Genomic DNA, 25,666 nt, shown 5'->3' on the forward strand with positions numbered 1-25,666 from the left:
CTCACCCCTTCACCGCGCCGGCCGTGAGGCCCTGCACGATGTGACGGCTGGCGAAGGCGAACAGCACCATCGTCGGCAGGATCGTCAGCACCGCCGCCGCGGACATCGAACCCCAGTCGATGTTGAAGCTGGAGATGAAGCCGTTCAGCGCGGTCGGCACCGTCTTGTTCTCGTCGCTGTTCATCAGCGTCACCGACAGGAACAGCTCGTTCCAGCAGTTGACGAAGTTGAAGATGAACGCGGCGACGATCCCGGGGCGCATCACCGGCAGCAGCACCCGGACCAGCGCCCCGAACCGGGACAGGCCGTCGATCATCGCGGCCTCCTCCAGCGCGTCCGGGATGTTCTCGAAGAAGCCGCGCAGCATCACCGTGCAGAAGGGGATGCACACCGCGATGTAGACGAGCATCAACCCAAGGCGGTTGTCGACCAGTTGGAGGTCGGTCATCAGCAGGTACAGCGGACCGAGCGCGATGAACGACGGGATCATCTGCGTCACCAGGGCCGCCATCAGCAGCGCCGACTTGCTGCGGAACTCGAACCGGGCGAGGACGTACGCCGAGAGCGTCGAGATGGCGGTGGCCACCGCGCCCGCGACGGTCGCCACGACCAGGCTGTTCACCAGATACGTGCCGAAGTCCGCCTTGCCGAAGAGTCCCTGGTAGTTCTCCAGGGAGAACCGCTCGGGCCAGTAGGCGATCGGGAAGGAGAAGATGTCGCCCGGGTCCTTGAGGGACGTGACGACGATCCAGTAGAGCGGGAAGAGGGAGAAGACGAGCCAGAGGCCGAGGAACGTGAACTTGGTGGCCCGGCCGGCCGTGGTTTCCTTGCCGATCACGCCCGTACCCCTCGCTTCCCGAATTTCCCGGACTTCCCGGGCCGCCCGCCGCCGCGGCGTCCCGCCCCACGCTCCCGCGTCGCCAGCAGGAAGAACACGGCGAACACCAGCAGGACCGCGACGACGATCAGGCCGAGCGCGGACGCCTTGCCGTAGTCGCCCTGCTGCGTGATCTTGATCATCCAGGTGGTCACGATGTGCGTCTCGTTGTTCGGGCCGCCCCCGGTCATACCGAAGATCAGGTCGGGGAAGTTGAAGATCCAGATGACCCGCAGCAGCACCGTGAGGGCCAGCGTCACCCGGATGTAGGGGATGGTGATCTGGAACAGCGTCCGGGCCTTGCCCGCGCCGTCCAGCGCCGCCGCCTCGTACAGCTCGTCCGGGATCGACTGCAGCGCGGCCAGGATCATGATCGCGAAGAAGGTGACCCCGTACCAGATGTTGGCGATCAGCACGGCGATCATCGCGGTGTCCGGGTCGGCGAGCCAGGCGATCGGCTCATCGATCAGCCCGGCCCGCTGCAGCAGGTCGTTGACGACACCGAACTCGCTGTTGAACATCCAGCGGAACAGGATGCCGATGAGGAACCCGGAGATCGCCCACGGGAAGAAGATCAGCGCCTGGTAGAGCCCGCGGAGGCGGAACCGGCGGCGCAGCCACAGCGCGATCGCGAACCCGATCACCAGCTGCGGCACGATCGAACCGACCACCCACAGCGCGGTGTTGCTCAGTACCGTCCCCCACACGGGGTCGGTGAAGACCTCCCGGAAGTTCTTGACCCCCACCCACGAGGTGTCCGTGAGGTCGGTCAGGTTCCAGTTCCGGAAGGCCATCTGGCTGCCGGCGATCATCGGGTAGTACGTGAACAGCGCCACGAAGACCGCCGCCGGTGCCATGAAGGCGGCGATGACCAGGCCGCGCCGGGTGGTGAACTCCCGCCTGCGGCCTCCCGCGCCCCTTCGCGGGGGCGGGGCGCCCTCCTTGCGGACGGAGGGCGCCACCGGCGCGCCGGACGCCGGCGACGTGCCGGACGTACCGGACGTGGACGTACCGGACATCGTCACTTCTTCCACTTCTCGGTCCAGTAGGCGTCCCAGCCGGCCAGCAGGTCCTTCGGCGTCAGCTTCCCGAGGATCATCTTCTGCACGTCCGTGTCGGCACGCTGCTGCCATTCCGTCCACCACGCGACACCGCGCGGCTGGGTGACGACCAGGTACTTGTCCGGGTTCTCCGTCATGGTGACGTAGCTGGCCCACGGGCCGGTGCGGTAGAACGCGTCGTCGGCCGCCGACTTCAGGATCGGCACCAGGCTGTTCTCCTTGCTGAAGCGTGTGGACGCCTCACCCTCGGAGAGGAACTGCACCAGCTTCACGGCCTCGGCCTTGTGCTTGCTGCCCTCCGCCACGCCCCATCCGGCGGTCGCCAGCGGCTGCACGGTCTTCCCGCTGGGCCCGGCCATCAGCGGCGCGGTGCTCCACTGGTTCTCGTCGATCGACTTCGACTCCGAGACGGTGGCGATGACCTCGGGGTCCTGGAGGAGGAACGCGGTCGAGCCGTTGGTGAAGCCCTCCACCATCTCCGGGTAGCCCCAGGCCACGGACGACTTCGGCGACGCCTTCTGGAACAGCTTCAGGTACGTCTCCATCGCGTCCAGCGCCTCGGGCGCCGAGAAGATGGTGCTGCCGTTCTTCAGCAGGTAGCCGTTGGCGGGGTCGATGTCGTCGGCGACGTACGCCTCGATGGCGGCCGTGGCGTTGCTGTGCGCGTTGGCCGCGCCGCGGAAGGCGTAGCCGTAGCGGCGCGACGACGGGTCGTGGATCGTGGATGCCTGCTCCAGCAGCTCGTCCCAGGTGGCCGGGGGCTTGTCGAAGCCGGCTTCCTTGATCAGGTCGGTGCGGTGGAAAAGGCTCAGCCCGTAGAAGCCGTAGGGGACGAAGTAGGTGCGGTGCTCGGCGTCCTCGGCGGCCGCGACAGCGTTGTCGGTGAGCGCGTCCCAGCCCTTCCAGCCGGCCAGGTCCTTCTTCATGTCGTACAGCCAGCCGTTGTTCGACCAGGGTCCGACGGTGATGTCGCGGACCTCGAGGACGTCCACGCCGCTGCCCGACTGCAGCATCTGCTGGAGCTTCTGGTCGGCCTGCTCGGTGGGCGGCGAGACCAGGTTGACCTTGACCTTCGCGTTCTGCTTCTCGAAGTCGGCTATCAGCTCCTTGAGCAGGTCGGTGCGGGCGGGGTTGGTCAGGCTCTCCACCATGTTGAGGGTGACCGTTCCGCTCTCACCGGGGCTCATCGTGGAGCAGCCGGTCAGGACCATCGCGGCGGCGGTGCCGAGCGCGAGAGCTGCCGTCCTTCTTCTCATCGTGCTGACCTCTTCCTTGGGTGAACGGGGGACGGGCGGGGCCTTGCGTGGGGGAAGGGGCGTGGGGAGGGGTGTGCGGGGCGGCCGGTCAGGTGCGCGCGGCCCGGGCCCACGCGCCGAGCACGGGGACGCACCGCTCGGCGAAGTACTCGTAGTCCTCGGCGGTGTTGTAGACGTGCGCGGACAGCCGTACGTAGCCGATGCCGTCGAAGGCGGTGAACGCGGCCTCGACGCCCAGCTCGGCGGCCACCCGGTCGCGCAGGGCGTCCGCGGCGATCCGGCTGTCGGCCAGACCGTCCGGCAGCCGCACCAGCCGCATGCCGGGCACCGGCATGCCGACGTCCACAAGGGCGTCCTCACCGGTCAGTTCGGCGACGGCGGCGCCCACGACGCGCTCCGCGTAGCCCGCCAGCTCGTCCATGTGGCGGCGGGCGGCGTCCCAGCCCCAGGTGCGGTCGACGAAGTCCAGCGCGGTCTGCGTGGCGAGGTAGTTGGTCGCGTCGACCGTGCCCTGCTGGTCGAAGCGGTCCGGGTACGGGTCGGGCGCGCCCCAGGAGTCGATCAGCGGGTGAAGGCCGTCCCGCAGCGGGCCGCGGGCCACCAGCCCCGCGGTGCCGCGTGGGGCACAGGCCCATTTGTGCAGGTTGCCGGCCCAGAAGTCGCAGGTCAGGCCGTCGAGGGGGGTGGCGAGCAGGCCGGGCGCGTGGGCGCCGTCGACGAGCAGCGGGACTCCGCGCCGCGCCGCCTCCGCGCCGATCGGTTCCACCGGCAGCCGGCGGGCGGTGGCCGAGGTGATCTGGTCGACGACCAGGAGGTCGGTGGCGTCGCCCACCTCGGCCATGACGGCCTCGTACGCCTGCTGCTCGTCCGCGTCCAGCGGGACGTGCGCGGTGCGTACCCGGCCGCCCCAGCGGCGGGCGAGGCGTTCGGCGCCCATCGTCACGGCGCCGTAGCCGTGGTCGGTGACGACGATCTCACCGCCGGCCCGGCGCTCCAGGGAGGCGTACACGACGCTCGCCCCGGCGCTCGCGTTGGGCACCAGGGCGAGGTCGCCCGCGTCCACGCCGAGGAAGGCCGCGAGACCGGTCCGGGCCGCCGCGAGCCGCCCCGGCAGCTCGGGGAACCACACCACCGGCGCCCGCTCCATCTCCGCCCGCAGCTCGTTCTGCCGCTCCTGGGCGACCAGCGGAACGGCGCCGAAGGAACCGTGGTTGAGATGGCGCAGGGCGGGATCCAGCGACCACGCCTGAGCCGCCGGCCGGCCGTCGGACAGCAGCAGGGGGCGGGGGGCGGTGCTGACGTCGGTCTCGCTCACATGACTCCCATCCGCGGGGGACATCAGACCCTCGGGGACCCCGAAGGCCAAGACGTATGATGACTCGGGATGTTGGCATGGTGTTTTCGGCCATGACAAGACCTGTGACCGCCTAGAAATCAGATGACTCAGAAATGTTTCACCGAAGACATCTGATCTCTCGGCCCGCTACAGTGCACTCGGGCGGGGGCGCCGGACGCGGCCCGTCATGGGGAGGCATCGGATGTCGGCAGTCGACAAGGCGTTCCACGGCCTGCGGCACATGATCGCCACGGGGCGGCTCGGCGCCGGGGAGCGGATACCGCCCGAGGCGGACCTCTGCGAGGAACTCGGCGTCTCCCGCGGCTCGTTGCGTGAGGCGGTACGCATGCTCGCGGCGCTGGGCGTGATCGAGCCGCGTCACGGCTCGGGCACCTACGTCTCGCAACTGCGCCCCGAGGACCTCATCGGCAGCCTCTCCCTGACCCTGCAACTGCTGCCGCTGCCGGGACTGCTGGAGGTCTACGAGATCCGCCGGGTGCTGGAGGCGCACGTCGCGGCGAAGGCCGCCGCCCGCGCCACCCCCGAGACGGTCGCGACCCTGTTCTCCCTCATCGAGGCGATGGAGGCGACGGACGACCCCGCCGAGGCGTCCGACCTCGACCACCGCTTCCACGCGGAGATCGCCCGCGCGGGCGGCAACCCCACGCTGGCCTCCCTGCTCGCGGTGTTCCGTGCCCGCTCCCGCAAGTACCAGGTGTTCACCCTCCCCGAGGGTCCCGAGCTGCGCCGCAGGAGCGACGCCGACCACCGCGTCCTGGCCACCGCGATCGCCGACCGCGACCCGGGCCAGGCCGCCGGCGCGGCGGAGGCCCATGTCGCCCAGACGGAACGGTGGCTTCGGGCACTGATGCCGCCGGTGGAGGACGACGAGGTCTGACCCGCGTCTCAGATCAGGGCGCGGAGCAGGTACGGGTTCGCCGTGGCGCGGACCGGGAGGCCGAGGGCGCCGTTGGCCACCGCCAGGGTGACCGCGTACGAGGCCACCGCGCGGCGGACGTTGGGGGCGTCCAGGCTCGCTCCCGTGACGATCCGGTCGAGGTCGATGTACGCGGAGCGGACGGTCTCCAGCCGGCGGTAGACCTGCCAGTCCTTGCGCCAGTCACGCGTGTACGCGGACGGCAGCACGCGTTCCCAGCGGCGGAACATGCGGACGCGGATCTCCGGGCGGGTCGGCGTGAGGTGCATGTGCCGGACCAGGTCGTACAGGGGATCGCCGATCAGGGCCATCTCCCAGTCGATGATGGTCAGCCCGCCGGAGTCGTCCCGGCGTACCAGGTTCCACGGGTTGAGGTCGCCGTGCAGCAGGGAGGGCTCCCGGTGGCTGACCTCCTGCCGCGAGAGGATCTGGTTCAGCCGTACGGCGTCCGGGAGGCCCAGCTGCCGGGCGAGCTGCTGCGTCTCCCTGGGCAGCGCGCCGACCAGGCGGACCAGCTCGTCCTTGAGCCAGCGGTGGAAGCCGGGTTCGCCCGCCGTCGGGTCGAGGTGCGTGTAGTCCACCCCGGTCAGCGCGCACAGCTGGTCCACCAGCCCGTCGGCCTCGTGCGGCAGCAGGCCGTTCACGGGGTGGTCCGGGGGGCTGTCCACGTCCCGCGGGCCCACGTAGGTGTGGATGGCGAAGGTGTCGTCCGGATAGGTCTCGCCCAGCGCCAGGGCCCGGGGCGCGTGCACGGCGACCCTGGCCTCCTCGATGCCGCGCAGCACGGCGTGCTCGCTGAGGAAGTGCGGCTCGCGCCGGGTGACGTCGGGCAGCCTGCGCCGTACGACGACGGGGTAGTCCACGCCCGGGACGCGCACCACGGTGTTGAGGTGGGCGGTGCCCTTGAACACCAGACGGGCGGGGGCCGCGCCCTCCACGGACAGCGCGGCCGGCACGGCGGCCTCGCCGAAGTCCTCCGGTAACGGCAGACGCGGGTCGGGCTTCCAGCCGAACGTCTGGCCGCCGTGCCCGCCGTGCCCGCCCCGGCGCGAGGTCAGCCAGCGGAACAGGGCGCGCTCGATCTCCCGGGGCCCGGGCACGTTCCGCAGGTGGAGCGGTCCCGCCGCCGCCTGCAGCGCCCGGTCCACCTCCGCCGTCGCCTCGTCCAGGGTCTTCTGGGAGAACGCCTGCTCCAGGGACTGCGCGGCCCGCATCACGTCGGGGAAGACCGACTGCGCGCGCTCGAAGTCGAGGTAGTGCTGCAGGTCCTTCGCCAGCCCGTTCACCGCGGCGGGCCGGATCCCGCGCATGGCTCCCTCCCAGGCGGCGATCACCTCCGGCCACTGGTGCTCCGGGTACCGCATGCGCACCAGGTGGGTCGCCAGGTCGTGGAGGGGGTCGCCGTAGGTCGCCAGCTCCCAGTCGACGCAGATCAGCGGGAGCGAACCGCCGTAGGAGACGATCACGTTGTCCCGGTGCAGGTCGGCGTGGAGCAGGCTGTACGGCCGGCGGGCCATGACGGGGGTCCGCCCGGCGAGCCGGACCAGGGCGTCCTCCGGGATGCCCAGCGCCGCGAACAGCCCACCGAACACGGTCCAGTTGGGCCGGCGGATCTGCCGGTCCGCGAGGTCCGCCAGCGTACGCAGGAACCCCTGGCTGTCGGTGTCGTTGCGGGGCCAGCAGGCAGGCAGCGGCGGCAGACTGCTGCGCCGCACCTGGGCCATCTGGGCGAGCAGCCCGGTCAGCGCCCTGATGATCAGGGTGTCGAGCGGTTTGCCGTTGCCGCAGACGCTGGAGAGGGGCACGCCCTCCACATAGCTGTGGACGGCGAACCCCGGCCCCTTGGCGAGGCACTGCGGCACATGCGGCAGGACACCCTTGACCGCCCCGAGGATCTCGTCCTCGTTCTCCCAGGTCCTGATCACCACCGGCAGCGCCTCGGCCCGGCGGACGCGTACCGTCACCGACGTCCCGGGCTCCCGGCCCAGCAGACGCGCCTCCGCCTCACGCAGCTCCAGCACGAAGTTCTGGTTGTGGTGGCCGCTGCTGACCGCCCCGCACCGGGTGGCGTGCTCCACGAAGTCCCGGAGCCGGTCGTCCGGCGTGGTGGGCACCCCGCGAACCGGTCGGGGAAGGGGTGGTGCGCCCACTGGCCGCTCCGTGAGGTACGAGGGAGTCCACAACTGACGGTAGGCATGCCGCCTCCGCTTCCGCATGCCGGAAAGGCATGCGCCGGACAGGGTGTCACCCGTGTGCCCGAATCGCGGAAGCCCGTCCCAGTGGCGGATGTGCTCCCTGGTACGAACAGGGGGAGAGCGATGCTCAATCGGTGGCCGGAATGCTACAGCACGGCGGTCACTCCGAGAGGAGGTTCCAGACCGAGTCGAACCACTGCTGCATGCTGTCGACGAACACGGCTCCCGGAGCGGCGGAATCTCCCGGTTCCTTCACGTGATGGGTGAGCGTGGCGCCCAGTCCCAGCACGTCCAGGGCGGTCACCACCTCGCCCCGCTCCAGCTCCAGCGGCCGCTCGATGATCTCGTACATGCCGTGCAGCACCTCGACCGCGTTGAACAGGTACAGCTTGAAGGTCGGCGTCAGCGGGGTGTGCCGGATCCGTACGTCGACGGACGGGACCAGCTGCTCGGTCTGCAGATCCCTGAGTGCCCCCACCAGGGAGGTGGTGTGCGACTCGGTGATGATCCGCAGCCGCTCCCGCAGCCGGGGGTCGTCCCGGTCGTCCTTGACCCTCGGATACGGCAGCGGCAGCGACGGGTCCGGCAGGAGCATACGGAGAGTGATGCGCTGGGGCGAGATGAAGCCACCGCGGATGCGCTCCGACTGGAGCCGGATGTGCGCGTCCAGCGATTCCGAGGTCAGCGTGTAGACGTCGAGCGTGACCTCGGGCTGTTCGAAGGCCTCGCTGATGAAGGGGGCCAGCGTCACCTGGCCGTGCAGCCGGGTCGCCTTGGGCGCCGAGGACTGGATGCGCTGCGTCTTGACCACCCGCGAGCCGCTGCCCCGACGGGACTGGATCCAGCCCTCGCTCACCAGGTCCCGCAGCGCCCGCTGCACCGTGTCACGGGAGACGCCCAGCTCCACGGCGAGGGCTCGCTGCGCCGGCAGGAACGAGCCGAGGGGATAGACGTGGCCTATCCGCGCGCGCAGCTCGTCGGCGACCCGCTGGGCCTCCCGCCCGCCGCCGCCTGCCTCGCCCTGCCGTCCGGCCACGCCCACAACGTACCGCTTTCGGTCCACCGGCAAACCAACCGTCCACAACTCCCTTGTCGCGCACGACCGTTGGTTAAGGGATCAACCGGGCCGGGCAGACACCCCTCAGGCCAACCAGTCCAATTGGACGACGAGTTGAGCGCTGACGGAAAGTGGAAGGGAGATGGTCCGATGATGGCCCGGCTCGAACTGCTCTCGGCGCTCGGGGAGCTGTCGTTGAGCCTGCTGACCGAGGACCGCCTGGGCATGGCCGGTCTGGTCCTGCTGTTCCTCGTCGGTGTGGGCGTCCGCGCCCGCCGTGAAGGGCTCGCCGTCGGGGCGGCCGTGCTGCTCACCGTGCTGATGATTCAGGCCTGACGCCGCTCCCGCACCGCCTTCAGCACCGGCTCCAGCGAGTCGACGACCGTCCTCGCCCCCGCGTCCCGCAGCAGCTTGCCCTTGCGTTCGTTGCGGGCGTAGCCGAGGAACGGGACACCGGCGGCCCGGGCGGCCAGGAAGTCGGAGGGGGTGTCGCCGATCATCAGGGCGGTCGACGGGGCGGCGCCCATCGCGTTGAGGGCCCGGTTGATGCAGTGCGGGTGCGGCTTGAGGTACCGCAGTTCCTGGGTCCGGCCGTAGATGTGGGGGGCGAAGCAGGACAGCAGGCCGCGCGAGGTCAGGTACTCGCGCGCCACCTGGGGTGAGTTGTTGGTGGCGACGGCCAGCCGTGCGCCCACCGCGGTCCAGGTACGGACCAGCGGATCGGCGTACGGCGTGGGCATCGCGGAGGCGGTGGCCTTCAGCTCCTCCTTGGTGAGCCGCTCCTCGAGCTCCTCGACCAGGTCGCTGCCGGGGTGCCGGTCGTCCACGGCGCGCAGCACGGCGTGCGGGTCGAGGGACTCACGTTCGGTCTCGTTGAGCAGGCCGTGCAGGCCCTGCCCCTCCAGCCACTCCACCAGGTCCCGCGCCACGCGTTCCGCGGAGTGGCCCGCGAACAGGCGGCAGACGGGACCGTCGAAGTCCCACAGCACGACCCGGGCACCTTCGATCAGGTCCCGCAGGTCGTCCGGTTCCGTCCCGGTCTCGGCTGTCACCACTTCGGTCTGCTGCGTCTCAGAAGTCACTAGGAGAGTGTCAGGTCCGTCGTGATGGTTTCCCAGAGGGCGTCGAACCACTTCTGGGATTCCTCCACGAACGCCCGGTCCCGCTGGCCGCCCCGCTTGGCGAAGGAGAAGAGGAGGGACGCGGAGCCCAGGGCGTCGTACATCTCCAGCGTCCGGCTCTCCCACTCCTCCTCGCGCCGGGTCAGCATGTAGTAGCCGATCAGCGCCTCCTCGCCGTTGAGCAGGTACAGCTTCACCGGCGGGGTGAACGGCAGCGCCCGGAAGGACACCCGCACGTCGATGCCGTGCGTGGCGCGCAGCGCCTGCAGGTTGTGCTGGAGCACGCGGGCCTGGGAGTTGCGCTGGGCCAGCCAGCGCTCGTGCACCGGGTCCTCGTCGCCCGCGTCGCGGCCGTCGACCGGCACCGGGAAGGCGAGGTTGATCCGGCGGGACGGCAGCATGATGCGGACGTCGATCACCTCGGGGCGGATGCGGCCCTCGTGGATCTGCCGGACCGGCTCGCCGACCGCCAGCATGAAGCTTTCGGCGGTCAGGCACACCGCGTCGATCCGCACCCGGGCCGTGGAGAAGGCGTCCGTCAGCCGGGGCGCGAGGCCCACCATGGTCGGCTGCGGCTCCTCCCGGGCGGGGGCGGGGGCGGCGATCCGCGGCGGGCTGCCCTTGCTGACGTTGCTGAGCAGGCCGTCGTCCTGGAGGGCGCGCAGGGCCTGGCGGACGGTGCCGCGCTCCACGCCGAACTCCTCGGCCAGCTCGGCCTGCGTGGGCAGGCGGTCGCCGGCCTTGAGCTCACCCCCGCGGATGCGTTCCCGCAGGATGTCGGCGATCTCCTGGGCCGAGAGCCTGCTGCTGCCGTTCACTGACACGTTCTCCTGGGCCACGACCAAACGCTACAACTGTGATCCATCTATGGGGAGTTGTTTGAAAGTTGTTTTGGAGTAGGAACCAAGTGGGGACAACATAGATGGAGTTGGTTGCCAACTTGGTGGAGTTGGCGGAGGTTACGGTTCCGCTCATTTCACCGCCGCAGGGCCGCCACGCCGTCACCACCGCACCTCCGTCCCGCCCCACCGTTGGCCCGAAGGGGGAACACCATGCCCGTCATCGCCCTGATCTCCGCCGTGGTCGTCGTCACCGTCGAGCAGCTCGCGCAGTGGAGGTACGGCGCCGCCGGCCTCCTCGGGCTGCTGCTGGTCACCGTCGGCATCCACGCCAGACGGCCCGGCGTCAGCTCGGCCGGAGCGGTGCTGCTCGCGCTGCTCGTGGCCCGCCCCGCCCTGTGACCGGACCACCCGGCAGCGTGCCCGGCCGGCCCGGACCGAACCCCGTGGGAGACGTCAGTCCGTGAGCTCCAGCTCCGAACTGATCGTCTCCCACAGTGCGTTGAACCACAGGCGGGACTGCTCCACGAAGCTCGTGTCCCGCAGGCCGGTGCCCTGCTCGAAGGCGAACAGCATCGACCGTACGCCCTGCGCGTCGTACGTCTCCAGGCTCTCCTGGCCGATCTGCGCCTCGCTGCGGGTCACCGTGTAGTAGGCGAACAGCGCCTCCTCGCGGTTGAGCAGGTACAGCTTCACCGGCGGGGTGAAGGGCAGCGCCCGGAAGGACACCCGCACGTCGATGCCGTGCGTGGCGCGCAGGGCCAGCAGGTTGTGGCGGAGCACCTGGCCCTGGGCGTTGCGCTGGGCCAGCCAGCGCTCGTGCACCGGGTCGCCGTCCCCGCGGCGGCCCGCGACCGGGACCGGGAAGGCGAGGTCGATGCTCCGGCTGGGCAGCAGGACGCGGACATCGACCTTGGCCGGTTTCAGCCGCCCCGCGTGGATCTGCCGAAGCGGTTCACCGATGGCGAGCGTGAGCGAGACGGCGGTCAGGCAGACGGCGTCTATCTCCACGTGCTCCGACTCGAAGGCGGCGGCTATCCGGGGCGCGAGGGCCACCGTGGTGGGCAGCGGAGGTGCGGCGGGGCCGGCCGGAGGCCGTTCGGACCGGTCGGCGACGGTCGCCGGCGCCCCTTTGGAGACGTTGGTCAGCAGCTGTTCGGACTGCAAAATGCGCAACGCGCCGCGCACGGCCTGGCGTTCGACGCCGAACTCGGCGGCCAACTGGGCCTGTGTGGGCATGCGCTGGCCCGGCCGCAGCGCTCCGGACCGGATCCGGGCGCGCAGCTCGTCGGCCACCTCACGATGCGTCCTCTGGGGCCGCTGAGGCTTCTTCCGTCCATTGACGGAGGCGTGTTCCGTCTCCACGGCCAAACACTACAACTTCCCGCCATCTTCGGGCAGTTCACCGGAGGGTGGTTATAAGACTGTTCCAAGCGGAGATAACTAAGAACAAGTTGGTCACCAACTCGCCCAACCTGGTCGACCCAGACAGGGGTTGGCTCACCAGGAGGCGCGGGGGAGGCCACCGGAGACAGGGGACCGTCATGCCGCTCATCGCCATCGTCATCGCCGCCCTGGCCATCGGGTTCGAGCAACTCGTCCAGTGGAAGTACGGCCCGATGGGGATCATCGCCTTCGTCGCCCTCACCGTGGGCATCAAGGCGCGGAGCACCATGATCAGCGGCATCGGCGCCGTCATCCTCGTGATGCTGTTCGCCCAGTCCGGCTGACGGCACTCCGCACGCGCCGCCGACCGGGCTCCCTTCCGGAGGGGAGCCGGGAGCCCGTCGACGGCAGGCACCACCACAACCACAACCACAACTGAACAGCACGCTACGGATACGGATCACCCGTCGTCGGCGGAAGGAGGAGGCAGCAGGGGCGCGCGCGTGGCCGCGCCCCGGAGCGTGACAGCGCTCAGAACACGTCCGGGCACCACGGTCGCCTGGACGTACGCAGCAGGGCGTCGGCCGTACGGGCGGCGCCCGCTCGTTCTTCCCGGACCCGGCCCAGCGCCACCAGCCGCACCGCCGACTCGTCCCCGAGGTACAGCGCCCCCAGGTCGGACACGTCCAGGGCGATGTCGGCGTTCTCCGTGGTCGGCGCGCAGGTCCCGGTGCCGTCCTCCGACACCTCCAGCCGGTACCGCCCGCCGGCCGGTCCGTCCGCGTCGGCCACCTCCAGCACCAGCGACCCGGCCCCCTCGTACGTCCGCGCCTCCAGCGCCCGTACGACGTCGAGGACGCGCACCCACAGGAAGTCGGCGTGCGTCGTCACGGCGGCGGCACGCGGGTCGGGCAGGAGGAGCGGGAGCAGGTCGTCGGGGGCCCGGTAACCGCTCCTGACCCGGACCACCCAGTCGACCGAGCACAGGTAGTGCCACAGCGCCCGCTCGGCGGCCGGGGTCACCCCGGTCAGCCACTTCACCCGCGCCGTGTTCAACGGCTGCTTGCCGTCGCCCCACCGGTCGTCCGTGGTGTAGGCGGCCATGCCCTCGACCTCGCCGGCGGCCGAGCGGTACACCACGTAGAAGGGCTCGTGGAAGGTGGCGTGGAAGCGCACGGCGCCGGTGGTGGTGCGCCACCACAGCTCGTCGCGGCTCACCACGCCCGGCCGGACCCGGCGCAGCCGCTCGTGCAGTTCGGGGCCGAGCTTGCGGACGTCCTCGGCGTCCACCAGGTCGACCCGGCCGCCGTCCTCCGGTCCGGCCCAGCGCGGGTCGAGACCGGTGCGCGGCACGTCGATCGTCCACTCGGTGGCCCAGGTGGCCGGGCCGAAGCCGTACCGCCCGTAGATCGGGTACTCGGCGGCGATCAGCGTGGCGACGACGTCCCCGCGCCCCTTCGCGGCGGCGAGCTCCTCGGTCATCATCCGGGTCAGCAGCCCGCGCCGGCGGTGCGTCGGGGAGACGGTGACGTTGGTGACCGCGTCGGCCTGCACGGCCGCCCCGCCGACCACGGTCAGCTCCTGCGCGAAGGAACGGAACGTCGCGACGCACCGCCCCGCGTCGAAGGCGCCCACCGAGCGGCCGGGCGTGAACTGCGCCCGGCGCGCGTCGATGACCTCCTCGGACATGCTGGGCTCCCGCAGGAAGCCGATGTTCATGGCCCGGTTCCAGTCGGCGAACTCGGCCTCGGTGATGGGACGTACGTCTATGGCGGCACGGGAGGTCATGGACGTCACGTTAGGTCGGTCCCCCGACGGGTGTCGACGCGGTTTCCCCCCGGCCCTCCTCACACCAGCAGGTCGTCGACCTGCGCCTCCCCTTCCCGGTACCGGCGGGTGATCTCCGCGCCGCACGCGTCGGCCGTGCGCTGCAGCCGCTGCCGCCGCCGCGACACCTGCTGCTCGTACCCCACCAGCCGGCCCATGGCCGTGTGCAGTTCGCCGTCGGTGCGCGCCGCCAGGTCGGAGAGCTCCACCTCGGAGAGCATCTCGGCGGCCAGCCGCCGGTACTCCTCGCTCCGCGGTGTCCCCAGCGTCAGGTGGCGGGCCGAGGACCGCTGCCGGGCCGGGGTGTCCCGGAGGATCTCCGGCAGCCGGTCGACGACGGAGGCCTCCCCCGGCGCGAAGGCCGCGGGCACCCCCTGCGGCAGGTCGCGCCGCGCCAGCTCCGCGCGCAGGATGTCGATCCGCCCCTGAAGGAGCCGGCGTACGTAGCTGAGGTCGGCCTCGTCGCGCCGCGCGTCCCGCCGCGTCGCGCGCAGGTCGTCCAGGCTCAGCCCGGTCAGTTCGTCCTCCGCCCGCTCCTCCGGCAGCACGGGGCTGTCCGTACGTTGCGTGGGCGGCCGGCGGAACTCCCGTTCCCCGGCGCCCCCGTGGGTCAGCACGACAGCCGCACGCGACTGCCCGATCCCCGGTGTGCTCATGTGCCTCAACCGTCCCCTCGACCGGCATGTGCCAGCATCGTGCCACCCTGAGCGGCCGCAATGTGAGCGAGTGGCCCCGATCCGCCCCAGATGGGCGCTAAGGAGTAAAATAGCCCGACCGGGGTGTTCCGTGGGCCGCCGTCGGCCACCTGTTCGCGGACCGGCATCATGGGCGTATGCGTGCAGTGGTGCAGAGGGTCGACGGCGCGAGCGTCGTGGTGGACGGCGAGACGGTGGGGGCCGTCGAAGGCGAGGGCCTGTGCGTCCTGGTCGGCGTCACCCACGACGACACCAAGGAGAAGGCGGCGCAGCTCGCCCGCAAGCTCTGGTCGATCCGGATGCTGCAGGACGAGAAGTCCTGCAGCGACGTCGGCGCCCCGCTCCTGGTGATCAGCCAGTTCACCCTCTACGGCGACGCCCGCAAGGGCCGCCGCCCCACCTGGAACACGGCGGCCCCCGGCGATCTCGCCGAGCCGCTGGTCGACGAGGTCGTGGCGCAGCTGCGCGCGCTGGGCGCGACGGTGGCGACGGGCCGCTTCGGCGCGCGGATGCGGGTGTCGCTCACCAACGACGGCCCGTTCACCGTGCTGCTGGAGATGTGAGCCTCACGGACCCGACGGGCCTCGCGGGCCGTACGGTGCTCAGGGCTCGACGACGGTCTCCTGGGCGGCGGCCGTGTCACCGGCGAGCAGCGGGGCGTCCGCCGGGACGTTCCGCTTCACCAGCGCCAGGGCGACCGGGCCCAGCTCGTGGTGGCGGACGGACGTGGTGATGAACCCGATCTTCCGCCCGTCCGGGCCTTCCCCACCCGCGAGCCGCAGTTCGGTGCCCGGCACGGGCAGGTGCACCTCGCTGCCGTCCAGGTGCAGGAAGACCAGCCGGCGCGGCGGCTTGCCCAGGTTCTGCACCCGGGCGACCGTCTCCTGGCCCCGGTAGCAGCCCTTCTGCAGGTGCACCGCGCTGCCGATCCAGCCCAGCTCGTGCGGGATGGTGCGGTGGTCGGTCTCGAAGCCGAGGCGCGGCCGGTGCTGCTCGACCCGTAGCGCCTCGTGCGCGAGGAGCCCGGCGGCGGGGCCCGCCTTGTCCGCGTACGCCTCCAGGTCGCCGCGCGGCAGGAACAGGTCCCTGCCGTACGGTGTCTCGCGCACCGCGACGCCCTCCGGCACCTCGGTGATGGACCCGGCCGGCAGGTGGACCACCGCGATGTCGGCGGTGCGGTCGGCGACCTCGACCCGGTAGAAGAACTTCATCGACTCCAGGTACGCGATCAGCGCCTCCTGGGTGCCGGGCTCGACGTGCGCCCAGACCGTCTCGCCGTCGTCGACCAGATAGAGCGCGTGCTCGATGTGGCCGTTGGCGGAGAGGATCAGCGCCTCGGTCGCGCGGTGCGGCGGGAGGTCCTGGACGTGCTGGGTGAGCAGCAGGTGCAGCCAGGTGAGCCGCTCCGGTCCGGAGACGGTGACGACCCCGCGGTGGGACAGGTCGACGAAGCCGGTGCCGTCGGCCAGGGCGCGCTGCTCGCGGAACAGGTCGCCGTAGTGGGCGGCCACGCCTTCGTCCACGCCCTCGGCGGGGACGGCGCCGGGCAGGGTCAGCAGAGGGCTTTTCATACGCCTAGCCTACGACTCGGCAGGGGAAGCCTTGAGGGAACAGTCCTTGCACCGGCCGAAGATCGCGAAGTGCTTCATGTCGGTGTCGAAGCCGAAGGTGTCCCGCAGCTTGGCCGTGAACTCGGCGGCCACCTCCACGTCCGCCTCGATGACGTTGGTGCAGTCGCGGCAGACCAGGTGCAGATGGTGGTGCCGGTCGGCGAGGTGGTAGGTCGGGGCGCCGTGACCGAGGTGGGCGTGGCTGACCAGGCCCAGCTCCTCCAGCAGCTCCAGCGTGCGGTAGACGGTGGAGATGTTGACCCCCGACGCCGTCCTCCTCACTTCCACGAGGATGTCGTCGGGGGTCGCGTGTTCAAGGGTGTCGACAGCTTCGAGCACGAGCTGGCGCTGGGGCGTCAGCCGGTACCCGCGCTGCCTGAGGTCGCTCTTCCAGTCGGTGCTCACCACACCACGAGTCTAGGGCCTGGCCCGTGAACCGTCCGGGCCCCGAGCCGGGCGGACCGGGCCGCCGTGCGCGGCCGGTGCCGCCTACTTGAAGAACGCGATGCCGTCGTCGGGCATGTCGTCGGGCAGGGCCTTGGCCCAGCGCTCGACCTCCTCCGGGGTGACGACCTTCTTCAGGTGCGCCGACATGTAGGGGCGCAGCTCGACCTCGGGGGTCTGCTTCTCGCCGACCCACATCAGGTCGCTCTTCACGTAGCCGTACAGCCTCTTGCCGCCGGAGTAGGGGCCGGAGGCGGCCGTGCGCGCCACGGCGTCGGTCACCAGGTCGATCTGCGGCTTCTTGTCGGCCATCTCGCCGTACCAGACCTCGACGACGCCGTCGTCGCGGACCATGGTCACCTCGACCTTGCGGTCGGCGTCGATCCGCCAGAAGCCGTGCTCCGACTCCAGCGGGCGGACCTTGTTGCCGTCGCCGTCCAGCACCCAGCTGTGCGAGGAGTACTCCAGGAAGTCCCTGCCGTCATGGGTGAAGGTGACCTCTTGGCCGAAGTTGCACTTCTCGGCGCCGGGGAAGTCGTGCACGCCGGCGCCTGCCCAGTTGCCGAGCAGGAACGCGAGCGGGACGAGGTCCTTGTGGAGGTCGGACGGAATCTCGATCATGAGCGGAACTTCCTGGCGTCGGTGATCAGCGCTGGCCCTGGTACAGCTTCTTCACGGTCAGTCCGGCGAAGGCGAGGACGCCGACGCAGACCAGGACCAGCAGGATTTCGAAGAAGAAGATCACGGAGTGCTCCTTGAGCGGGGTGCGGGGGTGTGCACAGGGCCGGCATCCAGCTTACGCGGCCGGGTGCGGCCCCCGTCGTGCGAGGTGGGCGCCTGACTACCATGCGGTCATGGCGAAGAAGCTCGTGATCAAGGTGACCGCCGGGACCGACGCTCCCGAGCGCTGCTCGCAGGCGTTCACGGTGGCCGCGGTGGCGGCGGCCAGCGGCGTCGAGGTGTCCCTGTGGCTCACCGGGGAGTCCGCGTGGTTCGCGCTCCCCGGCCGGGCTGCCGAGTTCGACCTCCCGCACGCCGCTCCGCTGCCCGACCTGCTGGACTCCGTCCTCGCGACCGGCCGGGTCACGCTGTGCACGCAGTGCGCGGCCCGCCGGGACATCACGGAGAAGGACGTCCTCGAAGGCGTGCGGATCGCGGGCGCGCAGGTGTTCGTGCAGGAGGCCATGACGGACGGCACCCAGGCACTGGTGTACTGACGGGCCTATCGGGGCCCCTTCTTCTTCCCGTCCAGCTCGTCCCACCACTCGTCGGACTGCGGGTCGCCCGAGGGGTCGTCCCACCAGCGGTCCTCGGGGCCCCGCCGGTTGGCGACCACCGCGGCGACCGGCGGGATCACCATGGCGACCAGGCACATCGCCACCGCGGCCGGCACCGACCAGAGCCGCACGACGCCCCAGGCCAGGACGAACAGCCCGATGCAGCCCCCCATCAGGGCGAAGTAGACATGCCGCCTGCGCGCGTACATGTCTCCAGCGTAGGTCCGGGCAGGCCGAAGGGCCGCGCCCCCGAGGACGCGGCCCTTCGTACGAACCCTGCTCAGACCGCGATCGCGACCTCGGCCAGGCCGCCCTGCTGGGCGACGACCGTGCGGTCGGCGGTGCCGCCGGGCACCAGGGCGCGGACGGTCCAGGTGCCCTCCGCCGCGTAGAAGCGGAACTGCCCGGTCGCGGAGGTCGGGACCTCCGCGGTGAACTCGCCGGTCGAGTCCAGCAGACGGACGTAGCCCGTCACCGGCTCGCCGTCGCGGGTCACCTGGCCCTGGATGGTGGTCTCACCGGGCTTGATCGTCGAGGCGTCCGGGCCGCCGGCCTTCGCACCGCACATGTCTTACTCCTGAGAGGTCGGTCGGAGAGGGATTACTTGCCGGAGCCGAGCTCGATCGGCACGCCCACGAGGGAGCCGTACTCGGTCCAGGAGCCGTCGTAGTTCTTGACGTTCTCCACGCCGAGCAGCTCGTGCAGCACGAACCAGGTCAGCGCGGAACGCTCACCGATGCGGCAGTAGGCGATGGTGTCCTTCGCCAGGTCCACGTCCTCGGCGGCGTAGAGCTCCTTGAGCTCCTCCTCCGACTTGAAGGTGCCGTCGTCGTTGGCGTTCTTCGACCACGGGATGTTGGCGGCCGTCGGGACGTGACCCGGGCGCTGCGACTGCTCCTGCGGCAGGTGGGCCGGGGCGAGCAGCTTGCCGGAGAACTCGTCGGGCGACCGCACGTCGACCAGGTTCTGCGTGCCGATGGCGGCCACGACGTCGTCGCGGAAGGCGCGGATGGAGGTGTCCTGCGGCTTGGCCTTGTAGTCGGTCTTCGGGCGCTCGGGCACCTCGTCGCCGGGGACCAGCTCGCGGGCGTCGAGCTCCCACTTCTTGCGGCCGCCGTCGAGGAGCTTGACGTTCTCGTGGCCGTACAACTTGAAGTACCAGTACGCGTACGAGGCGAACCAGTTGTTGTTGCCGCCGTACAGGACGACCGTGTGGTCGTTGGAGATGCCCTTGTCGGACAGGAGCTTCTCGAAGCCCTCCTGGTCGACGAAGTCACGGCGGACCGGGTCCTGCAGGTCCGTGGTCCAGTCGATCCGGATGGCGTTCTTGATGTGGTTCTTCTCGTAGGCGGACGTGTCCTCGTCCACCTCGACGATCGCGATGCTCGGGTCGTCCAGGTGCTCCTGGACCCAATCGGCGTCGACCAGGACGTCACTGCGAGCCATGCTGTTCTCCTCCGGGGCAGTTGCGGGGGGCGTGCAGGTATACGGGTGCGCACACGCCCGGGCCGGGCCGGCGCACGGATCCCCTCGACGGGGACGGGAATGCGGACGGAAAGACGCGCCCGCTCAGAAAGTGCGACAGAGCATGGCGGCGACACGGCACAGGTCCACTGCCCGCCGCTTCGTGAGATCCGCCTGTCCCCTCGACCGGAGGACGCTCGCCTGACACTGCATGGGGTCGATCGTAGGGACGGACAGGCGGCCCTGTCACCGCCGTGTCGCATTCTGAGACGAGATCGTCCGAACTTCGATACGAGAACCCGGAAAACCGCCCACCTCGACGCCCGGGCACCCGCCCGCCCGGCCGTGCCATCTGTTCGGCGGACGTCACCGTCTCGCCCACCGGACAGCGCGCTAGCCGACCAGCCGCACGTCGGTCCCCGTGACCGTGACGTCCACGCCGTCCTGCGCCGCCTGCACCTTCTCCAGACGGATGCCGCCGGGCAGTCCGTCGATCTTCTGCTCGAAGTCGGTGATGCGGCGCACCCGCGTCTCGGCGATCTCCACGCCGCCGAGCACCGGCAGCGCGTCCGCCCGTACGCGCACGGTGTTGCCGTCCACGACGGTCACCGAGCTGAGCACGGAGACCGGCTCGGGCAGCTTCTTGCCGAACACGCTGGTCTCCAGCGCGACCTTGATCTTCCCGTTCCCCCCGTCGGACAGCCCCACGACCTCGGCGGTGATGCCGGGCGCCACCTGGGTGGACTCGGACTTGGCGGTCTTGAGCAGCTCGTCGTACGCGACCGTCGCGGTACCCGTGGCGCTGTCGGCGACGGCGGAGCTGAAGTCGCCGGAGAAGTCGACGCCCTTCATGTCGGCGCGCAGGTCGGCGATGCGGATGGTGCCGTTGCCGTCGCCGGTGCCGGCCTCGTAGTCATGGATGCCGACCTGCACCTCGTCGAAGGTGCCGTCGAGCACCTGGGTGAGGAAGGGGAAGCCCTTGATGTCGACGTCGGGGGTGGACGAGAGGTTCTCCGTGGCCCGGAGGCGGTCGGCGGCCTCGCCCTCGGCGAAGTGCACCGCGACGCGGTCGACGGCGACGAAGACGGCGCCGAGTATCACGGCGATGATCAGCAGTATTCGCAGTGCGCGCATGCGGTGTCCCCCACCTGACGTAAGACGCCCCCCGACGACCGGGCGGTCGTCCCTACGCGAGAGTAGTGCGGGTCCGTGAGGCGGGCGGGGGATTGTGGATCACCTGTGACAGGGGAGGCCGCGCAGACGCTCCACGTACGGCGCCCGCCATGCCGCCGCCGTTGCGGACCGGGGGGTGTGCGGCACACCCCCCGCCCCGGCGGGCGGACGGCACCGGTGCGGGCCTCATCCGAAGACGCGGCCCAGGACGTGGACCGCGGGGCCCGCCGCGGCCAGAGGGAGGGCGATGCCGGCCGTGAAGTGGACGAAGCGGGACGGGTAGTCGTAGGCGGCCACCCGGTGGCCGATCAGCGCGCAGACCGCAGCACCGGCCCCCAACAGCGCCCCGTCCGTCTCCATCCCCCCGACCGCGAACCCGGCCCCGCCCGCCACCACCAGCGCGAGCACCACCGACGCCGCCGTCCCCACGGGCAGCGCCCGGGCGACGACCGCCGCGGCCACCGCGACCGCCCCCACGACCACCGCGTCCGCGTCGGCCGCGAGATACCCGCCCGCCGCGATCGCCAGCGCCGCCGCCACGACGGTCGCCGTCAGCCCGTACATCCGCTCGTCCGGATCGGCGTGCGACCGCAGCTGCAGCATCAGCGACAGCAGCACCCACACCCCCAGCGTCCCCAGAATCGCCGCCGGCGACCGGTCGGACAGCAGCATCGCCGCGTCCGCCGCCAGCGCCCCCAGGAACCCGAGCGCGATGCCCTGCCGCGCCGGCCACATCCCGTTGAGCCGGAACCACCCCGCCGCGGTCAGCCCCTGCAGCACCACCAGCGGCACGAGCAACGCGTACGTGCCGAGCGCGGCACCGCCGGCCAGCAACAGCCCCAGCACGGCCGTGAGCACGGCGGGCTGCATCCCGGGCTCGATGATCGGCGACCGCCCCTCCGCCCGCGCCCGCTGCGCGTCGGTGATCCGGGAGTTCCCCGCGAGGGTGGCCGGCCCGTACCCGGGCCCCGCACCTCCCGCGGTCTCCGGCGCGGGCGCGACAGGCGCACTCACCGGCGCCTGAGCCTGCGGGTGCGGATGCGGGTGCCCCTGCGGAACCGCCGGGCCCACCCCCTGGGGAGGCAGATAGGACGTCTCCTCAGCCGCGGCCACCGGCGGCACCGGCGGCTGCATCTGCGTCTCCCACGTCTGCCCCTGCCACTGCTGCGTGTACTGCTGGTCCGCGTACGGATCCTCGTACTGCTGCCCGGGCCACGCCTGCGGCTGCGCATGAGGCTGCGACTGCGGCTGCTGATACGGCACCTGCGCCTGCGGCTCCTGGGCACCGTGCCCCCAGGACCCACCGCCCGACCCGTCCGGCCCGTACGCCCCGTACGGCCCATACGGCTGGTTCGTCATCCCTCACCCTCCTGCGAACGGCGGAAGCACCTCGACCGTGCCGCCGTCGGCCAGCCGTACCGTCTCGTGCGCGCGCTTACCCACGGGATCACCGTCGACGAGGAACGAGCACCTCAGCAGCACACGCGTGAGCTCGCCGGGATGCCGCCCGCGCACGGCGTCGAGCGCGTCCGCGAGCGTGGCAGCCTCGTACGGCTCCTCGGCCACCCCCGCCGCGGCCTTGGCGGCGGCCCAGTACCGCACCGTGACCTTTGCCATCTGCTGGTTCCTCAATCGGTTGACGGTGAACACGGTCAGGCTAGCCCGCCCGGCCGGCCGCCCAGTCCCCGATGCGCCTCAACAGCGGCTCGGGCGCCGCGTTCTCGGCGTGCCCCATGCCGTGCTCGACCCACAGCTCCCCGTGCTCACCGGCGGCGTCCGCGAGCATCCGCGGGTGGTCGAGCGGGAAGTACGCGTCACTGTCCCCGTGCACGACCAGCAGCGGCGTGGGCGCGATCCGCGGCACGGCCTCCACGGGCGACAGCGGTACGGGGTCCCACTGCCGGTGGTGGATGCGGGTGCGCAGCCCGTACCGCCCGACGAGCCGCCCGGAGGGCCGCGTCACGAGCCAGTGCAGCCGCCGCATGGGCGCGGTCCCCCGGTAGAACCACCGCGCCGGCGCGCTGACCGAGACGACGGCGTCCACCTCGGCGGCGCTCCCGCCGGCGCCGCCGACCGCCGCGTGGCGCAGTACCACCGAGCCGCCCATGGAGAACCCCACGGTGACCACGCGCGTGTGCCCCAGTTCCCGCGCCCATTCCACGGCCGCCGCGAGGTCGAGCACCTCCCGGTCCCCCACGGTGGACCGCCCGCCCGAGGCCCCGTGTCCCCGGAAGGAGAACGTCAGGACGGCGCCGTACCCGGCGAGCACCCGCGCGACCCGCCGTACGTGCGGCCGGTCCACGTCCCCGGTGAAACCGTGCGCGACGACAAACACAAGGCCCCGGTCGACGCCGGTCCCAGAGGCGTTCCCGGCGTTCTCCCCGCCCCGTTCGTATACGGCCGCCCCCGGGTCGTATACGGCCCTTCCCGGTTCGTATACGGAATCGATCGCCACACCGTCCGCCGTGCGCAAGAACGTCCGTATTGGCCCGCCCTCTCGCGTTACATTCCGCGTCTCGGAATATGGACGAATGGTGGATCGCGCCACATGACCTGCCGGATCGGTACCCATGTCGGCTATTCTTCAGCGAAGAGGACTCGGGCAGCGAAGCCCCCGGGTCCTTTTGTGCTTTCGGAAGCGTTGTATACGAACGCGGGAAACCGCCGGTGTACGGGGCTCGAACGCACGCCAGCAGTGCCGTAGAACTCCCCCGCTGCCTCGACGGCGCGGGAGGTGCCCCGTCACAGGGACCGAGGAGGAACCAGACGTTATGGGCGAGCGAACCGCGCACGAACGCAGGCCGGCCGTGTTCCGGGTGGCCCCGATGCGGGCAGGTGAGGAGACGCGATGAGTGCACTCCTTCTCCTGACCAACGCACTCCAGCCGTCGACGGAGGTGCTCCCCGCCCTCGGTCTGCTCCTGCACAACGTCCGCGTGGCACCCGCGGAAGGTCCGGCCCTCGTCGACACCCCGGGCGCCGACGTCATCCTGATCGACGGCCGCCGTGACCTGCCGCAGGTCCGCAGCCTGTGCCAGCTGCTGCGCTCCACGGGACCCGGCTGCCCGCTGGTCCTGGTGGTGACCGAGGGCGGTCTCGCCGCGGTCACCGCGGACTGGGGCATCGACGACGTACTGCTGGACACCGCGGGCCCCGCGGAGGTCGAGGCGCGGCTGCGCCTGGCCATGGGCCGCCAGCAGATCGTCAACGACGACTCCCCGATGGAGATCCGCAACGGCGATCTCTCCGTGGACGAGGCGACCTACTCCGCGAAGCTCAAGGGCCGAATCCTGGACCTGACCTTCAAGGAGTTCGAGCTGCTCAAGTACCTCGCGCAGCACCCCGGCCGGGTGTTCACCCGCGCCCAGCTGCTCCAGGAGGTCTGGGGCTACGACTACTTCGGCGGCACCCGCACGGTCGACGTGCACGTACGCCGTCTGCGCGCCAAGCTCGGCCCGGAGCACGAGTCGCTGATCGGCACCGTGCGGAACGTCGGTTATCGATTCGTTACGCCGGAGAAGGTGGAGCGGGCCGCCGAGGAGGCGAAGGCGAAGGACGCCCGGCTAAAGGCGGCGGAAGCGGACGAGACGGCCGCGCGGGAGACCAACGGGGTCCGGGCCAAGGCCTGAGGGCGCACGCATGAGCATCGCGCTCGCCCATACGAGCCGTTTTCCTCCTGTTCACAACCTCCGGCACGCCCTGCCCGGAGGGGATATATCCGCGTAGACTCCGCGCGTGGCCAAGGTAACCAGGGATGATGTGGCGCGGCTGGCGGGGACGTCCACCGCCGTCGTGAGCTATGTCATCAACAACGGACCCCGGCCGGTCGCCCCGGCCACGCGCGAGCGGGTGCTCGCAGCGATCAAGGAGCTGGGGTACCGGCCCGACCGCGTCGCCCAGGCGATGGCGTCCCGGCGCACGGACCTCATAGGTCTGATCGTGCCGGACGCCCGCCAGCCGTTCTTCGGGGAGATGGCGCACGCGGTCGAACAGGCCGCGTCCGAGCGCGGGAAGATGGTGCTGGTCGGGAACTCCGACTACATCGGCGAGCGCGAGGTCCACTATCTGCGCGCCTTCCTCGGCATGCGGGTCTCGGGCCTGATCCTGGTCAGCCACGCGCTGAACGACCTGGCCGCGGCGGAGATCGATGCCTGGGACGCCCGGGTGGTACTGCTGCACGAGCGGCCGGAGGCGATCGACGACGTCGCCGTCGTCACGGACGACCTCGGCGGTGCCCAGCTCGCCGTGCGGCACCTGCTGGAGCACGGCTACGAGTACGTCGCCTGTGTCGGCGGCACCGCGGAGACCCCCGCCGTCGGCGACCCGGTCTCCGACCACGTCGAGGGCTGGCGGCGCGCGATGGACGAGGCCGGCATACCCACCGAGGGACGGCTCTTCGAGGCCCCGTACAACCGTTACGACGCCTACCGCGTCGCCCTGGACATCCTGTCCGGGCCGCAGCGGCCGCCCGCGATCTTCTGCTCCACCGACGACCAGGCCATCGGTGTGCTGCGCGCCGCCCGGGAGCTGCGTATCGACGTGCCCGGGAAGCTGGCGGTCGCCGGGTTCGACGACATCAAGGAGGCGGCGCTCGCCGACCCGCCGCTGACCACGGTCGCCTCCGACCGTCCGGCGATGGCCCGCGCGGCGGTCGACCTGGTCCTGGACGACGGCCTGCGGGTGGCGGGCTCGCGCCGCGAACGCCTGAAGATCTTCCCGTCCCGCCTGGTGACCCGCCAGTCCTGCGGCTGCGCCTGACCCCCGGCCCACCGGCACCCGCCCGGATCCCCGGCCCCTACCGGGGCCCTGGGCGGCCCCACCCGGAGCCCGCAGCTACCACCCGCAACCGGCTCCGCCGCAGCGCTCAGCCCCGCAGCCCGGCTCCACTGACAGCCCCGGCCCTCCCCACCCCGCCACCCGGAGCGACCGGGCCGCCCGTGGCCCGCAGCCCTCGGATCCGCTCGTACCCCCGGCCCTGTCCGGCCCCGCCGTCCCGGCCCCCTGGAGCCCGCGGCTCCACCCGCCCCGGCTCCACCCGGAGCGCTGGACCGCCGACCGGCCGCGCCGGGCCTTATTTCGGGCATACGTACTTCTGTCGGGCTTCTCAGCGGG

The 25,666-nt window shown here is 71.2% G+C and carries 30 protein-coding genes; 8 read left to right on the forward strand and 22 right to left on the reverse strand.

The genetic code is table 11. The features are described 5' to 3' along the window. Position 1: 1 nt before the first annotated feature. The 4 genes from F3L20_RS30320 to F3L20_RS30335 all read right to left on the reverse strand — a co-directional run bounded on the left by F3L20_RS30320 (position 2) and on the right by F3L20_RS30335 (position 4,509). Positions 2-838, reverse strand: a complete 837-nt coding sequence (locus F3L20_RS30320) for a carbohydrate ABC transporter permease (RefSeq protein ID WP_145826673.1) — start codon at positions 836-838, stop codon at positions 2-4. Continuing rightward, entirely contained in the window at positions 835-1,902 is a 1,068-nt protein-coding gene (locus F3L20_RS30325; protein WP_150156999.1) for a carbohydrate ABC transporter permease, read from the reverse strand. The genes F3L20_RS30320 and F3L20_RS30325 overlap by 4 nt, the downstream gene beginning before the upstream one ends. After that, a complete protein-coding gene (locus tag F3L20_RS30330) occupies positions 1,899-3,194 on the reverse strand; it encodes an ABC transporter substrate-binding protein (RefSeq protein ID WP_150157000.1) in 1,296 nt (431 codons plus the stop codon). Before F3L20_RS30330 ends, F3L20_RS30325 begins: the two co-directional genes overlap by 4 nt. 88 nt (positions 3,195-3,282) lie before the next feature. After that, a complete protein-coding gene (locus F3L20_RS30335) occupies positions 3,283-4,509 on the reverse strand; it encodes an aminotransferase class V-fold PLP-dependent enzyme (protein WP_150157001.1) in 1,227 nt (408 codons plus the stop codon). 223 nt (positions 4,510-4,732) lie between these two features. On the opposite strand from F3L20_RS30335, the gene F3L20_RS30340 reads away from it, so the two are divergent. Beyond that, positions 4,733-5,428 carry a FadR/GntR family transcriptional regulator gene (locus F3L20_RS30340; protein ID WP_150157002.1) on the forward strand — a complete coding sequence of 232 codons (696 nt, stop codon included), beginning with the start codon at positions 4,733-4,735 and terminating at the stop codon, positions 5,426-5,428. An 8-nt stretch (positions 5,429-5,436) separates the two neighbouring features. Here F3L20_RS30340 and F3L20_RS30345 read toward each other — a convergent pair whose 3' ends face one another. Together F3L20_RS30345 and F3L20_RS30350 are read right to left on the reverse strand one after the other, a co-directional pair. Next, the gene (locus F3L20_RS30345) at positions 5,437-7,581 is read right to left on the reverse strand and encodes an aminoglycoside phosphotransferase family protein (RefSeq protein WP_240810791.1); all 2,145 of its coding nucleotides are present in this window, start codon (positions 7,579-7,581) and stop codon (positions 5,437-5,439) included. Between the two features lie 241 nt (positions 7,582-7,822). Further along, on the reverse strand, positions 7,823-8,698 hold the full coding sequence (locus F3L20_RS30350; protein WP_145826668.1) for a GntR family transcriptional regulator: 876 nt from the start codon (positions 8,696-8,698) through the stop codon (positions 7,823-7,825). Positions 8,699-8,869: 171 nt separating this feature from the next. Between F3L20_RS30350 and F3L20_RS30355 the strand changes: the two genes are divergently transcribed. Then, positions 8,870-9,055 carry a hypothetical protein gene (locus tag F3L20_RS30355; protein WP_240810792.1) on the forward strand — a complete coding sequence of 62 codons (186 nt, stop codon included), beginning with the start codon at positions 8,870-8,872 and terminating at the stop codon, positions 9,053-9,055. On the opposite strand, the gene F3L20_RS30360 is transcribed toward F3L20_RS30355, so the two are convergent. Together F3L20_RS30360 and F3L20_RS30365 are read right to left on the reverse strand one after the other, a co-directional pair. Beyond that, the gene (locus F3L20_RS30360) at positions 9,046-9,801 is read right to left on the reverse strand and encodes an HAD family hydrolase (protein WP_240810793.1); all 756 of its coding nucleotides are present in this window, start codon (positions 9,799-9,801) and stop codon (positions 9,046-9,048) included. The genes F3L20_RS30355 and F3L20_RS30360 overlap by 10 nt on opposite strands. Further along, positions 9,801-10,685, reverse strand: a complete 885-nt coding sequence (locus F3L20_RS30365; RefSeq protein ID WP_145826666.1) for a winged helix-turn-helix domain-containing protein — start codon at positions 10,683-10,685, stop codon at positions 9,801-9,803. Before F3L20_RS30365 ends, F3L20_RS30360 begins: the two co-directional genes overlap by 1 nt. Before the next feature lie 207 nt (positions 10,686-10,892). Here F3L20_RS30365 and F3L20_RS30370 point away from each other — a divergent pair, with 207 nt between their 5' ends. Then, entirely contained in the window at positions 10,893-11,081 is a 189-nt protein-coding gene (locus F3L20_RS30370; protein WP_145826665.1) for a hypothetical protein, read from the forward strand. Positions 11,082-11,135: 54 nt separating this feature from the next. Here the strand turns inward: F3L20_RS30370 and F3L20_RS30375 are convergent, their stop codons facing one another. Then, complete coding sequence (locus F3L20_RS30375) at positions 11,136-12,050, reverse strand: FadR/GntR family transcriptional regulator (protein WP_150157005.1); 915 nt, start codon at positions 12,048-12,050, stop codon at positions 11,136-11,138. Between the two features lie 173 nt (positions 12,051-12,223). Here F3L20_RS30375 and F3L20_RS30380 point away from each other — a divergent pair, with 173 nt between their 5' ends. Beyond that, a complete protein-coding gene (locus F3L20_RS30380; protein WP_024884080.1) occupies positions 12,224-12,409 on the forward strand; it encodes a hypothetical protein in 186 nt (61 codons plus the stop codon). Between the two features lie 187 nt (positions 12,410-12,596). Here F3L20_RS30380 and F3L20_RS30385 read toward each other — a convergent pair whose 3' ends face one another. Together F3L20_RS30385 and F3L20_RS30390 are read right to left on the reverse strand one after the other, a co-directional pair. Further along, positions 12,597-13,853, reverse strand: coding sequence for a GNAT family N-acetyltransferase (locus F3L20_RS30385; protein ID WP_150157006.1), 1,257 nt, complete (start codon positions 13,851-13,853; stop codon positions 12,597-12,599). 59 nt (positions 13,854-13,912) lie between these two features. Beyond that, a complete protein-coding gene (locus tag F3L20_RS30390) occupies positions 13,913-14,548 on the reverse strand; it encodes an aerial mycelium formation protein (RefSeq protein ID WP_150157007.1) in 636 nt (211 codons plus the stop codon). 176 nt (positions 14,549-14,724) lie between these two features. On the opposite strand from F3L20_RS30390, the gene dtd reads away from it, so the two are divergent. Then, entirely contained in the window at positions 14,725-15,150 is a 426-nt protein-coding gene (dtd, locus tag F3L20_RS30395; protein WP_150157008.1) for a D-aminoacyl-tRNA deacylase, read from the forward strand. Between the two features lie 39 nt (positions 15,151-15,189). Here the strand turns inward: dtd and F3L20_RS30400 are convergent, their stop codons facing one another. The 3 genes from F3L20_RS30400 to F3L20_RS30410 all read right to left on the reverse strand — a co-directional run bounded on the left by F3L20_RS30400 (position 15,190) and on the right by F3L20_RS30410 (position 17,262). After that, entirely contained in the window at positions 15,190-16,158 is a 969-nt protein-coding gene (locus tag F3L20_RS30400) for a YgfZ/GcvT domain-containing protein (protein WP_150157009.1), read from the reverse strand. A 9-nt stretch (positions 16,159-16,167) separates the two neighbouring features. Next, positions 16,168-16,605, reverse strand: coding sequence for a Fur family transcriptional regulator (locus F3L20_RS30405; RefSeq protein WP_150157010.1), 438 nt, complete (start codon positions 16,603-16,605; stop codon positions 16,168-16,170). A gap of 81 nt (positions 16,606-16,686) precedes the next feature. Continuing rightward, the gene (locus F3L20_RS30410; RefSeq protein ID WP_024884074.1) at positions 16,687-17,262 is read right to left on the reverse strand and encodes an FABP family protein; all 576 of its coding nucleotides are present in this window, start codon (positions 17,260-17,262) and stop codon (positions 16,687-16,689) included. Positions 17,263-17,495: 233 nt separating this feature from the next. Between F3L20_RS30410 and F3L20_RS30420 the strand changes: the two genes are divergently transcribed. Further along, positions 17,496-17,858, forward strand: a complete 363-nt coding sequence (locus F3L20_RS30420) for a DsrE family protein (RefSeq protein WP_150157012.1) — start codon at positions 17,496-17,498, stop codon at positions 17,856-17,858. Between the two features lie 5 nt (positions 17,859-17,863). Here the strand turns inward: F3L20_RS30420 and F3L20_RS30425 are convergent, their stop codons facing one another. The 8 genes from F3L20_RS30425 to F3L20_RS30455 form a co-directional block, all read right to left on the reverse strand. Further along, the gene (locus F3L20_RS30425) at positions 17,864-18,127 is read right to left on the reverse strand and encodes a DUF3099 domain-containing protein (RefSeq protein ID WP_145826656.1); all 264 of its coding nucleotides are present in this window, start codon (positions 18,125-18,127) and stop codon (positions 17,864-17,866) included. Between the two features lie 71 nt (positions 18,128-18,198). Continuing rightward, a complete protein-coding gene (locus F3L20_RS30430) occupies positions 18,199-18,486 on the reverse strand; it encodes a DUF1416 domain-containing protein (protein WP_004986406.1) in 288 nt (95 codons plus the stop codon). A gap of 32 nt (positions 18,487-18,518) precedes the next feature. After that, positions 18,519-19,364 (reverse strand): sulfurtransferase, encoded by an 846-nt coding sequence (locus F3L20_RS30435; protein ID WP_150157013.1) that lies wholly within the window; start codon positions 19,362-19,364, stop codon positions 18,519-18,521. 123 nt (positions 19,365-19,487) lie between these two features. Next, a complete protein-coding gene (locus tag F3L20_RS35755; RefSeq protein WP_356788782.1) occupies positions 19,488-19,595 on the reverse strand; it encodes a putative leader peptide in 108 nt (35 codons plus the stop codon). Between the two features lie 180 nt (positions 19,596-19,775). Further along, on the reverse strand, positions 19,776-20,516 hold the full coding sequence (locus tag F3L20_RS30440) for an LmeA family phospholipid-binding protein (RefSeq protein ID WP_150157014.1): 741 nt from the start codon (positions 20,514-20,516) through the stop codon (positions 19,776-19,778). 225 nt (positions 20,517-20,741) lie between these two features. Then, positions 20,742-21,914 carry a hypothetical protein gene (locus F3L20_RS30445; RefSeq protein WP_150157015.1) on the reverse strand — a complete coding sequence of 391 codons (1,173 nt, stop codon included), beginning with the start codon at positions 21,912-21,914 and terminating at the stop codon, positions 20,742-20,744. A gap of 3 nt (positions 21,915-21,917) precedes the next feature. After that, positions 21,918-22,172, reverse strand: a complete 255-nt coding sequence (locus F3L20_RS30450; RefSeq protein ID WP_145826652.1) for a MoaD/ThiS family protein — start codon at positions 22,170-22,172, stop codon at positions 21,918-21,920. Between the two features lie 40 nt (positions 22,173-22,212). Next, positions 22,213-23,127 (reverse strand): alpha/beta hydrolase, encoded by a 915-nt coding sequence (locus F3L20_RS30455; RefSeq protein WP_150157016.1) that lies wholly within the window; start codon positions 23,125-23,127, stop codon positions 22,213-22,215. A 276-nt stretch (positions 23,128-23,403) separates the two neighbouring features. Here F3L20_RS30455 and F3L20_RS30460 point away from each other — a divergent pair, with 276 nt between their 5' ends. Next, positions 23,404-24,183, forward strand: coding sequence for a winged helix-turn-helix transcriptional regulator (locus F3L20_RS30460; protein ID WP_150157017.1), 780 nt, complete (start codon positions 23,404-23,406; stop codon positions 24,181-24,183). A 106-nt stretch (positions 24,184-24,289) separates the two neighbouring features. Further along, a complete protein-coding gene (locus F3L20_RS30465; RefSeq protein WP_145826649.1) occupies positions 24,290-25,312 on the forward strand; it encodes a LacI family DNA-binding transcriptional regulator in 1,023 nt (340 codons plus the stop codon). Positions 25,313-25,666: the final 354 nt, after the last annotated feature.

This window comes from Streptomyces tendae (genome assembly GCF_008632955.1).
Lineage (GTDB): Bacteria > Actinomycetota > Actinomycetes > Streptomycetales > Streptomycetaceae > Streptomyces.